The sequence below is a fragment of the Clostridia bacterium genome (genome assembly GCA_017410375.1).
Lineage (GTDB): Bacteria > Bacillota > Clostridia > RGIG6154 > RGIG6154 > RGIG6154.
On the sequence record JAFQQW010000029.1, the window covers coordinates 1 to 12,718 of the forward strand.

The window sequence follows — 12,718 nt, forward strand, 5'->3', positions numbered from 1 at the left end:
AAAACGCATTTATCAAAAGAAAACGCGCAAAATTTTGCGTGTTTTCTTCATTTCGTGTCTTTCTCGTGAGTTTGCACAAACTTTGTTCGCCTTTATACTCGCGTTTTTGCGATCCGGACTTTTTTTACATTCCCTTTTTTTATTCTAAAATATTGCTTGTAATGTAGTCAACACCCATGTCAGCCAATTCTTCCGCGCGTGCAGAATCATCCACCGTCCAGCAGTTTATTTTAATGCCCGCCTCGTGCAAAGCATCAATCCTTTTCTTGTTTAATTCGCTGTGCGCAATATCTAATTCCAGATTGTGTGCTTTAAGCTTATCAATCAAATCATCGGTATATTTAGAGGTTAAAAACTGCATTCTCTGATTTGGCAGCATTTTTCGGATTTCCACTAAGTTTTCGTACGAGAAAGAAATGAAAATTGTCCCATTCAGATATTCCATCCCCGAAATCGTGTCACAGATTTTTTGTAATGCCTCTGTCGGCATGGGATTTTTGAGCTCTAAAACCGCAATTTTTTCGTATTTTTTGCAAATCGAAATGTATTCTTCCAGCGTAGGCATAAACAAATCTTTTCTTGCTTCATCTCCCGGAATGGGACTGATTAACGGAATGGAGCGAAGCTCGTCAAAATCAGTTTGCTCCATATAAATCTCTCCTACTCCGGTCAGACGATACGTGGTATCGTCGTGATGCAAAATCAGTTTTCCGTCTTTGGTAACATGCACATCTGTCTCAATGCCATAATAAGAACGATTCCCTGCCGCCACAAATGCAGGAACTGTGTTTTCGCACTCCAGTTTACTTACACCTCTGTGCGCAATCATTTTTGTTTGCTTTTTGTTAATTTTGATTGTATCCATTTACAACTCACTCCTTATACATGGTGCTATCACTTGCCTTGTCCTCGACATTAGAAAACAAAAGCTTAAACAACTCCTCCGCAAACAATTCGTGCATTGCTCGGGTCGGATGATTGATACGATTCGCCAAAAGCATTGTAATATCCTCAGACTCAGCCATTGCTTTCCACTTTTTATAGCAGTCACAAACCAAAACGCCCATTTCCTCTGCCAGCGATACGGCAGATTCCATATATAAATCCATTTTTCCGCTGTTTTGCATTTCAGCAGTTTTCGCTGCATATTCTAAGTGACACGCCTCAGTATCCTCTGCCACACGGGTGTTTAACATATTGGGTGTCATAAACACTACCTCTGCCCCACTTTTTAACCCCTTTTCAAATATAGTGCGCAAAGCATCAAGATATGTTTGCAATGGTCCGTTTACATCATTTAAACCAAAGCAAACAATAATCAAATCAGGATTATGCAAGAGCACTTGTGCATCCATGCGTTCTAATGAACCGTTGGCAGTAATACCGCCGATGCCTGCGTTGATAACATTTACGGGTACATAACTTCTTACCGCATTGATTTTTTGCTTTAAGCGATTCCAGTAAACTGTTTCATAATTGATTTCTCCGGGTCCTACCGCACCATGGGTCACACTGTCGCCAAAAGCTACAATGGTAATAGGACCATGTTCAATCAATCCTTGCATATCCAAATTGATTTTTTCGCTGATTTTCATACTTTCTCTCCCTTTTTTAAGATATTAATGATATCCAAACATCGAACTGAAGAAATTCCTACGTTACTCTTTTCTCAATGTATACTTTTTACGAACTTTTTCCACATAACAGTTGCAGGAATACCTAAAATTACAGCTAAGGCACAAATGATAAGCCAAATAGCGGTAACTGCCGTCCATCCGTAATTTTCTGCTATGTAACCGTAGCCCATGTTGCCGATTACAATACCAAAGCAAACCATAGCATTAATCAGACCGCTCACCGTTGCACTGTAGCCGAATTTACTGAACACCGCTGCGATACGGACACTTAAATTGGTCATACCGTAAATCATGGTGGTGGATAAAACCAAAAGCCCAACTGCAAGCCAAAGCGGAATTTTGCCGATAAACAGCATCATAAAACAAGCCGGCAAACAGATTGCAAAATAAAGGGTTTGCACCAGAACGGTATTTTTGATTTTACGGAACAAATGCACCACCAAAAGCACACCAAAGATATTGCATATATACAAAAGTGCCGTTTGAATGCTGGCAAAGGTAGCGGAAATGTGATAGCTTTCATCTAACATGGTCGGAACCCATGTTTTTACGCCGTTGTCCAGCATAGCCTGCGCGATACCGAAAAACAGAATAAAAATCATACCGCTTGCCATGAACAGAGGCATAAATTTATGCTCGGATTTTGGAAGTTTTTTTTGTTGAAGAGGCACGGTCTGTTCAACAAGCAATATTTTTTCGGTACGGGATTTGGCGAAAAGCCAAAAAAACAAGCCGCTACAAAGAAGTGCAACATTCAAAAAGAATACACTCATCCACCCCCACGCCTCAAGCATCGGATTCACAACGAAGTAGCTTAAAATACCGCCGACACCTATGGCAAAGGTAATGTAAAGCCCGGCTTTCCCTCTGTGTTCGGGTACTAAAACAGAGGATACGATTCGTGCAGCAGAGGGCCAGACACCGAACTGAATAAATCCGGTAAAGCTCCAAAGAATAAATACAAGATAAAAATTAGTGGTAAACGCCAAAATAAAATTGGTAAAAATAGATGCCACAACACCAATTGTCATAGCAGTAAAAGGTGACATAAGATCGGTGATTTTTCCGCCGAACAGCTGACTTACCGCATACATAAAATAAAACGAAGCCGCAATCGTACCGGCGCCTGTTTTATTAAAAATCCCTGCATTTACAATATAGGCAATAGATGCCGCATAATTGGTTTTTGTCATGCAGACAATCATGTACATCAGCCAACAGCAGCCAAACAAAAGCAGACTTGCCTTTTGTTTTTCGGTTTGATTTTCCATAAATTCGCCACCTAATCCAAATTTCGCCTAAATTATACCACTGTATAGTGGAGTTGTCAATGATACAAATTGATTTTTTGTCCACGAAACGTAGAGAAAAGTGACATACTTTTTGTTTGACACTCACCTCTATTTATGTTAGAATTATAATAGGTATGTTTGCAAATTAAAAGAATAAATTCGTAAAAAAAGAAAAGAGAGGAACGCACTATGAAAAAAGTAACTTTATTTCTGCTGTGTATTCTGCTGCTGACAACCTGCATGAGCGTTGTCGCATTTGCAGATGCACCCGGTACCGGCTACCAGATGCTCTTTAGCGATGAGTTTGAGGGCACCGAGCTTGATACCGAGACCTGGGCCTACCGTACCGGTGGCACGAACAGAAAAGAAAACATTCGTGTCGCAGACGGCAAGCTTTTAATCGACTACAAAAAGATTGATGACAATAAAACGGCTAATTCCTACACCGGCGGCGGTGTTATTACCCGTGAAGTCTTCCCTTACGGCTATTACGAAACCAAAGCAAAGACCTTTAACGGAGTAAAAGGTTTACACACCTCCTTTTGGACAGCTTCTATCGGATATAATGAGGCTGCACCTTTGTCTCCTCAGTCAAATCACCTCATTGAAATCGACGGCTTTGAGTTTAACTCCAGAAGCGATGGAAAAACACCTGTTCCAGCTTATAACCTGCATCACTGGTGGGGAGACCATGCTGCTTACGGAAGCAAATACTACAGCACCGATACAGACGGAGATGATACCACAAATGATGAATTTGTTATGGGCTTTGAATTTCTGCCCGGCGTGATTGTCTACTACTGCAACGGGCAGGAAGTGGGCCGTACGGCAAACACCATGTACAGCGCCGAAAATGTCTGGTTTACCGCGCTTGCTTACTACGGGGTAACCGCTGCAGATATTGATGACACCAAAGCAGATGCAAACGGTTTGTTTGGCAGCTCTGAATATGACTATTTCAGATACTATCAGAAAAAACTGAAGGGCGTAAACCTTTTGGCGAATCCGCACTTTGAATTCAACAGACAATTAGCCAGTGATTCTGCCGTAAAGAGCTTTTATACCACCGGCTCTGTTGTAGTGGATAAAACACCCTTTGCGCACAACGGCTTTTGTAACGCGGTTATAAATAAAAACTCCACCCTTGGTAAAAACTTTGCCTATTTGAGTTCCGGCAAATACACCTTTGAGGGTTATTTCAAAGCAAAAGAAAATACCGTGGCACGTCTTGTGGCATATGATAAAAACGGTGCTGAATTAAAATCAATCGCCATCCCCGTTTCTTCTACCTGGACCTTAGTTTCCCTGGAAGATATTGATGTGGTGGATTCTGCATACGTAGTTGTAGAAGTTACAAGCGGTACCGTTACAGCTGATGATCTTTCCTTCTATGCTTTAGATGGTGAAACAGGCTATGAAAGCTACAGGGATACCAAATACGAAGAATATAATGCAATTGCTTCTGCGCAAAGCTCTGCAACCACGATTACGGCAGACCAAACCACAAGAAGCAGTCAGACATGGAATTCCTCTTCCTTAACCATAGCCAATCTGTATACTTATGCATACTCCTCAAAGATTTGGGCATCTCTTGCAGGTCGCTCAGGCAATGTATATACAGACATTTCCGCTTCCTGGGAAACAACCCTTGAAAAAGACGGAACATACGATATAAAGGTATGGAATATTCAGCACAGCAACAACGTGCCCACACAAAACTATGTAGTAAAGGTTGATGACACAGCAGTTACAGGCACCATCTCTCTTACAACCCTCGCATCTGCAGATGCAGGTCAATGGGAAAAAATCGCCACAGTTACGGGCACAGCAGGACAAAAGGTTACCGTTACCATGACACCTTCCAAGCCCACCGACGAAGGTCAGAATGTGCGTGTTGCTCCCGTATCCATTATTTCGCATGACGATTTGTTACTGGAAACCGCTTTGATTGCACAGTTGAACAACCCCATCTACCAATACAAAAGCTCCCCTTGTGCCTTTGATGCAACCGCAACACTCTATCCTTACGTTTTGGGCACCGAAACATACATTCCGTATCAGGCAATTAAGTCCATTGTACCGATTGACGGCGTGGCGGACAACGAAACCTATGTAACCGCAACACAAATCAACTCTATTTCTGACTACAATGTTTATATTGACAAAGGATACATCGTTATATATGAAAAGAAATACACCGCTTCAGAAAGCTTTATCAACAACGCAATCTCAAGCATAGAAAATTTCAATGACACGTTTCTTCATATTGAAAAAGAAGCAATCTATGTAGGCAAAAACACTATGCCTTTCCAGACCGTTTATGACACCGATCAAGCAACGCTTCCTGCCGGCTGGGGCACCTCCTCTTTAGGCCATGGTGGCAGTTTGTATTCCGGTTCAGCTTCTATATATGCAGACTGGGACATTTCTTTCCCGGAGAATGGAAAATACTCTGTTCAGATTTACAATGTCGTGCACGCAGGCAATGAAAGTGCAAGTCCGTCTACCAAAGCGGCAGGTGTGACCCTTATGGCAAACGGCAAAACCTACACTGCGACCTTAGACCAGTGTGACGGTCAGACCGGTTGGCACGACTTAGGTACTTTTGAAGCAGATGCCGGCAACACCGCTACGCTCCACTTCTACAATGCGGCAGGCAAAGGCATTTTGCGTGCCGATGCAATCCGTGTTGTACCCGTATTTGAAACTCCTGCATATTTTAACGCATTCGACAAAGCAAATCAGACTGTTATTTCCTATGCTTCCGCAACCAAAAACGAAGCTTGGACAGATACAGAAAACGGAATTGGCTATTCCGAAAATACAGATGCGACTATCATCTACACAGTAACCGCTCCCGAGAGCAAAGAATATCGCCTGCAGATGTATGCGCCCGTTGCGGATGCTACAGCTACAAGCGGTGCAAAAATTGTTATTTCCATTGGTGAAGAGGAAGAATATTTCCTGCTCGACCAGACCAAATCGAAAAACGGCTGGTACGAGCTTGGCGTTATGGATTTAGAAACTGCAGACACCGTAACGGTTTCGGTTTCAAACTTCGCAGGCAGCGGTAAACTTTATGCAGGCAATCTCCGTTTAATCCCTGCCTTTGAAGCACCTGCTTTTGTGAACGACAAGACCGCTATCGGTGAAGAATATTACAGTTACAACACCGCCCAAAAGACAGGCGCATGGCAAGCCTCTACCGGTGCGTATGTGGGCTGTATTACATCTCCTGATGCAGATGCTTCTATTGCATGGACTGCAACGCCCCAAAAAAGCACGCGTTACAGCATAGAAGTATATGTTCCCAAGTATACCGCAAGCGGTCCTTCAGGCGCAACCGCATTCCTTGAAATCAACGGTGAACCTTACTACTATACGCTTTATCAGCGCGCTGACAGTGCAGAAAACACCGGTAACGGCTGGTACACTTTAGGCACTTACGATTTAAAAACCTCTGATACTGTAAATGTTACATTAACCAACCGCACCCTTGACGGTTGGCTTCGCGCTAAGGCAATCCGACTGGTTCCCGAAAGTGCACCCATTGCCCGTTCTGCAGTTGAAAATCCCCTGTATAAGGATTATTACAGCGGAAACGATGCCGAAAAGACCGGAGAATGGATTCAATCCTCCGGCGAATATGCAGGCTGCTACGCTTCTTCCGAAGCAGACGCAACCCTCACCTACAACATGACACCTAAAGCAGACGACAACTATGAAATTGAAATTTTCTTACCCAAATATACAGATAACGCAACCGATTCTGTAGCAATTGACTTAGAAATCAACGGTGCGTTAAAACGCTACACCGTAAGCCTCAAGCCCGACAGCACAGAGGATACAGGCTCGGGCTGGTACACTTTGGGTACTTACAGCTTAAAGACTACAGATACGGTTTCCTTAACCGTTTCAAACAACGCAAAGGCAGGCTGGTTACGGGCAAAGGATGCTCGTCTGGTTCCGCAAAAGCCCGATGCGGTTTTAGTGGGCAACACTTCACTTCCCGACCAGGAACTCTACGGCATGAGCAGTGCAACCAAGACCGGTAAATGGTCCACTTCTAGTGTTGGTGGCAGTTCATATTATGGTTCTGATGAAAACGGTATCAAAGCAACTGCAACCTGGAATGTAAACCCTAAAAAGACACATCTTTACAGCATTCAGGTGTTTGTCCCCTGTATAGACCAAGGTTCCACCACCAACAACGGTTATGCAATCCTTTCTGTAAACGGTGCAGTTCACCGTTTCAAGCTTGATCAGCGAAAGGATACCGCAACCTACTCCGGTTGGTACGAACTGGCTTCTATGAATCTTACTGAAAGCGACAATATATCTGTTGAAATCGGTAAAAATTCCGGTACATATATCCGCGCAAATGCAATCCGTCTTGTACCCATTACCAAATCGGTAAATGTAAAGGTAAAAGGTACGGATACAAATGTTAAGGCAAGTGATGCAGAAAGCTACTACACCAATGTCCGCACCACAGATGAAAACGGCAACACCATTAACGATCCCACTTTGCTGGACGCCTTGGTTGCGGCAGATAAAGTGTCCGACATTGGCATTGCCCCGAACCTTACTTTAAGCGACGGTACAGCTTCTGCTCTCACCTTTGCTTCCATGGCAATCTCGCCCGATACCTATCAGAGTCAGAACTTAAATTTGACCCCAGGTGCAGGTAGCTCTTATGCAGAACTATGGTCAGGCAACGAGGTTTTCGTTGACTCTGGCAAAACCGTAACCATGCAGGTAAATGTGCCCAAAAATGGCACCTATCACCTGGTTTTATCGGGTAACTGCTGGGATACAGGTCGTTACATTGTCGCAAGCGTAGACGGTACAAGCTTTTATTCGGATGATGCGTCTACCAACAAAAAATTCATTCTTGGTGGTGTGAAGCAAGCAGGCGTTTACAAAGTACAGTCTGCAAACGGAATCGCCCTTACTGAAGGCTATCACACATTAACCGTTCAGCTTTCAGGTTTGATTCGTCTCAATTATGCAGGTCTGGTTTTAGCAGACAGCAAGGACGAAGCGGCTGCCGTTCAGGCAACCTTTACCACCAAAGAAGCCTTTAACAAATACATGAATACACCTGTATTTGACGGCACAAAACTTACTACCATTTCAGTTTTCGTTAACAAGGTGGCAGTTACTGACAACTTTGACCGTTACATTCTCAGTGAAGGAGACAAAATTGAACTGAATCTGTTCCAGCCCATTTCCATTGGAAGTAAGATCAATGCAATCAGTGAAAACATCACCCATGACGGAAACCGTCAGTTAAGCGACGAAACCTTTGCAAAAACCAATTTTGTTATTCTTTTAAGCAGCGGTTCTTTCTCGGCAATCCCGGTTGATACAACCGCAAAAGACAGTATGAAAGGCTTGTACTTGAACGGTTATGTGTCATTCAAGAGCGATGATGCTGCTACAAGCGGTGACGAAACTACAGTTTATAACTACATTAATTGTCCCATTCAGGGTAACGCCATCGACTCAAGTGGTAGACTTGTCATTGCACTTAACCTTCCTTCAAGCACCAACACAAGCTTTGATGGAAAAACATTCAAAAATTTAACCGGTGGATTGTCCGAAGCCTACAACCGAAATTCCGGCACAGGCTATGATTTTTCAAATCTCTACATCACAGACACTCTTTCTGACGGCGTAGATTTGATTTGTGCCAATGGCAAAGCTACGCTCTTAACAAATAAAGCACAACCTGTTTTTGTGACTGTTGAGAACGCAGACGGCTCGGTGGCTTCTACATACAATTTTGCATTAAACATCACTGCTCCTGCTGAATTCCCGATTTCTTCCGGTCAGACTGTGTACGTATGGAAAGGTACAAATTATATTCACGGCGGTACAACCGCAATTCCTTTGTGTGAACCTGTGACAGTTGAATAATTTTTTTAAAGGGGCTGTAATAAATTTACAGCCCCTTTTTAGGGAATGTAAAAAACGATTTTCTCGCCCTTGCTGGGTTGACTTTCGTTTCTTTTTACTGTACAATAAAATTAGGTTATTTTTTATAAAAAAAGAGGGATAAGTTTTGAAAAAAGGTCTTTTATTTATAATTATGATACTGTTATTTAGCATAAGCCTTGGAGTGCTGTGCCTTGCTGCTCCGCCCGATAGCTCGTACGAACTGGTTTTCAGCGACGAGTTTGAGGGAGACAGCTTAAACTTAGATACTTGGTATTATCGCACCGGCGGACGGTACGGCGGTGTGAACAAAGCCGAAAATGTACGCGTGGAGAACGGCTCCCTTTTAATCGACTACAAAAAAGTAGGTAACGAATTCTCGGGCGGTGGTGTGCACACTACCTTTACAACAGGCTATGGTTATTACGAGGTGCGTGCAAGGGTATTTGACGGCGTAAACGGTTTGCACACCTCATTCTGGACAACAGGCTCCAACACCTTTGCCGAAAAGCCCGAAAACGAACCCCTATTTCCCTCTTCCTTAGAAATTGATATCTTTGAAATAGATTCCCGAGAAGATGGCAAAAATCCTAACATTTCCCACGGCACACATGTGTTTTATCGTGGGAAAGACAGCTCGTTCCGCGAAAGATACACGGAACTTGATGTAACCGAATGGTTTGTGATGGGTATGGAACGTCTGCCCGACCGCCTGAACTTTTACATAAACGGCGAGCTTGTCAGCACCCAGGAAAACTTAGATTTTTTCGGATACGCTTACACCTGGCTGACTGCTCTTGCTTCGCCCGACCACTACTTAAAAGCAGACGGCACCTATAACATTGACCTTTCAAAAATAGATGAAAACGGATTATTCGGCAGTTCTGAATTCGATTACTTCCGATACTATCAACGTCCCATGCAAGGCACAAATATGCTTTCAAACGGTAATTTTGAATATAACCGTGCAGGTGAAGATTCCATTCCGCGCCATTATGTTTTAAAGGGCGATTTAAGTGCCTCAGCCACAGAAAAAACACCTTTTGCTTATGATGAATTTATAGTTCACTCTCATAAAAGCGGTGCCCCCTACGAACTGCTCTCGGGACAGGAGCTTTGCTATTTGCTTCCCGGCAAATACACCTTTAAGGGACAGTTTAAAGCAAGTGAAGGTCTGACCTCTGCTCGGGTTGTGGTATATGACCAAAACAATAATGTACTCGCAGAAAAAAACATTCCCCAATCAAACGACTGGACCGAGCTTTGCATCACAGATATTCCTATTTCAAACTATGCTTTTGTAACAGTGGAATCCTCTTCGGAAGGCGGAACCGTACTTTCTATGGATGCACTGGAATTTTATCTGCAAAGCGGTACGCCCTACACTTTAACCGCCACGCCCGAATATGAAAAATACATGGGTGAAAAGGTTATTGATGTAGAGGAATATGAATTTGAACACGCGACCGATTACGCAGGAGACTTCAAAGCTTCAGGCATCATGGGCTATTACTTGAATGAAAATAACCCCGACGCCTTTGTAGAATGGGAATTTGAAGCCTCAAAAGATGGTTATTACACACCGCAATGGTATCATCTGCCCCGCTCTGATAACCCCTTAACCCAGACCATGACAGTTATTTTGCCGGACGGTACCGAATCCAGCGTGGTTTTAGATGCTCAAAACGGCGTTGAAGGATACGTATCTTTGGGGGATTTTGAACTGAAAAAAGAAGAAATACTCACCATCAGAGCCACACATGACGGCACAAAAAAGAATATGCGCATTACAAAGCTTCGCGTTCCATATACCGAAGAGCTGTTTTACAGCGAAGCGACCATTCTTCAGCTTAATAACCGCATTTTCGTGCATCAGAAATACCCTTACTTATTTGAGGAAACACTGACCCCTTATAAACAGGACGATGTATATTACATCCCTTATCAGATGCTGAAATCAACAACAGGTATTGATTTAGAACTTAGCAATGATACGACTTATGTGACAGATGCACAGCTAAAAAAAGCCGGTATTCAAGTATCGGTTAGTGAGGATTATCTGTATCTGACACCACATGATATTACCTTTACTGCAGAATCCGACACGATATGCCGGGAAGCATTGATTGGATATACAAGCCCTGAAACAGTGTTGCAGGCAACGTACTCAAGCTACCAGGGCGATGCCTATCAACAGACTGTTTATCCGCTCAGCGAAGCCTATTTTTACGGAGACTGGTTGAATTCTTATCATGTAGTGCCCCACAAATATGCTGACGATAATACTTCTTATGCCGAATGGACAATTGACGCTCCAAAAAGCGGAACCTATACATTAGAATACTATTCTCCCAACCGAATCAATGCAGCTTCGGGCGTTGCCCTTGACCTTTACGCCAATGGTGTAAAACAAAAGTATACACTCAATCAGACCGATGAAGAAAAAATTGGATGGTACACGTTGGGAGATATCACCTTCACAGAAGAAGATAAAACTTTAAAATTACATGTTCAGCGCGAATCTGCACAGGGACATCTGCGTGTTTATGCTATCCGCCTTGTTCCTACTGTTAAAACCGAAACCTTTATTGGCGAGAGGGATGTTTTACTCAGCGAATACTATGCCCACAACAGTGATGCCGCCGAAAAAGTCGGTGGTTGGATTCAATCGGGCGGTATCTACTCTGACTGCATTGCTGTACGAAACACCGAAAAAGATGCCAAAATCACCTGGACGGTTACCCCTAAAACAGAAGATAATTACTCTATTCAACTATTTAATCCACGATATTTCGAGACTGCCACAGAAAAAGCCATCATCACCTTGACTGTAAACGGCGAAACTTGCCGATACGAATGGAATCAAAAACCGGAGAATGCAGAAAACAACGGGGCAGGCTGGTATGATTTGGGAACCTTTGCATTAAAACCGTCCGACACAATTAAGGTTTCCATGATAAACGGTACAGAAAGCGGCTGGCTTCGCGCAAAGGCTTTGCGGTTGGTTCCGGAAAATTCCCCTATTTATCTGGTAGGTGATTTTGACGAACCATTGCAAGAACTGCATACATTCACCGAAGCAACCCTCACAGGCACTTGGGGAAAATCCAATGCCGCAGGCATTAAAGGTTCTTATTATACACCGGATAACGCCACCGCCACCTGGAACTTTGCGCCAAGCTCCGCAAACAAATACAGCATTCAGATTTACATGCCCTGTTCGGCAGGAAATTCTGCTGCAAAAAGCTATGTTACACTTTCGGTAAACGGCATATCACACAAATTTCTCTTTAACCAATCTCAGGATACAGAAACATACACAGGCTGGTATGAGCTTTGTGTGCAGGATTTACCGCAGGATGCGGAAATCTCCATCACTATAGGCAAAAACGATGGCTCAAATCTCCGTGCAAAAGCGGTGCGCTTAATTCCCTATCCGGGCTGTGCAACCACAGCACAAAACGGCACGGTAGTAACCGCAAATATCGGTACGCTTTCTAATCATCACAACAATTTCTTATTTGCAGAGTTTGACAGCAACGGCATTTTACAAAGCATTACAACTTATGAAACAGCACCTGCCGTAGACCTTACCTTAACAAATGCAAACAACAAGTATCAGCTGTTCTTCTGGGGAGATTACTTTAAACCCGTATCAGCATCAACCGGAACAAAATAAAAAAAAGGGGCTGTAATAAATTTACAGCCCTTTTTTAGGGAATAGGAAAAAATGTTTGGAATGGACAAACTGAGCCCAAACCGCGTTGCATCGCGGTTTGGGGTTACCCGAAGGCGTACAAAGGTACGTCGAGAGGCGAAGTTTGTTCATAGCAAAAACGCATTTATCAA

General features: G+C 43.3%; 5 protein-coding genes. 2 read left to right on the plus strand and 3 right to left on the minus strand.

The annotated features are described in order from the left end of the window. Window positions 1–139: 139 nt before the first annotated feature. The 3 genes from IJE10_04610 to IJE10_04620 all read right to left on the minus strand — a co-directional run bounded on the left by IJE10_04610 (window position 140) and on the right by IJE10_04620 (window position 2,908). Window positions 140–865 (minus strand): hypothetical protein, encoded by a 726-nt coding sequence (locus IJE10_04610; GenBank protein ID MBQ2967390.1) that lies wholly within the window; start codon window positions 863–865, stop codon window positions 140–142. Window positions 866–872: 7 nt separating this feature from the next. Then, the gene (locus IJE10_04615) at window positions 873–1,595 is read right to left on the minus strand and encodes an SGNH/GDSL hydrolase family protein (protein ID MBQ2967391.1); all 723 of its coding nucleotides are present in this window, start codon (window positions 1,593–1,595) and stop codon (window positions 873–875) included. Between the two features lie 74 nt (window positions 1,596–1,669). Then, window positions 1,670–2,908 (minus strand): MFS transporter, encoded by a 1,239-nt coding sequence (locus tag IJE10_04620; GenBank protein ID MBQ2967392.1) that lies wholly within the window; start codon window positions 2,906–2,908, stop codon window positions 1,670–1,672. Window positions 2,909–3,118: 210 nt separating this feature from the next. Here IJE10_04620 and IJE10_04625 point away from each other — a divergent pair, with 210 nt between their 5' ends. Both IJE10_04625 and IJE10_04630 read left to right on the plus strand, forming a co-directional pair. After that, window positions 3,119–8,851, plus strand: coding sequence for a family 16 glycosylhydrolase (locus IJE10_04625; protein MBQ2967393.1), 5,733 nt, complete (start codon window positions 3,119–3,121; stop codon window positions 8,849–8,851). Window positions 8,852–8,996: 145 nt separating this feature from the next. Further along, entirely contained in the window at window positions 8,997–12,548 is a 3,552-nt protein-coding gene (locus tag IJE10_04630) for a family 16 glycosylhydrolase (GenBank protein ID MBQ2967394.1), read from the plus strand. The last annotated feature ends 170 nt before the right edge of the window (window positions 12,549–12,718 follow it).

Bases quoted from the DNA above. Each gene is read 5' to 3' on its own strand.
- IJE10_04620 (MBQ2967392.1), bottom strand. From the start codon at position 2,908: ATGGAAAATCAAACCGAAAAACAAAAGGCAAGTCTGCTTTTGTTTGGC.
- IJE10_04610 (MBQ2967390.1), bottom strand. From the start codon at position 865: ATGGATACAATCAAAATTAACAAAAAGCAAACAAAAATGATTGCGCAC.
- IJE10_04625 (MBQ2967393.1), top strand. From the start codon at position 3,119: ATGAAAAAAGTAACTTTATTTCTGCTGTGTATTCTGCTGCTGACAACC.
- IJE10_04615 (MBQ2967391.1), bottom strand. From the start codon at position 1,595: ATGAAAATCAGCGAAAAAATCAATTTGGATATGCAAGGATTGATTGAA.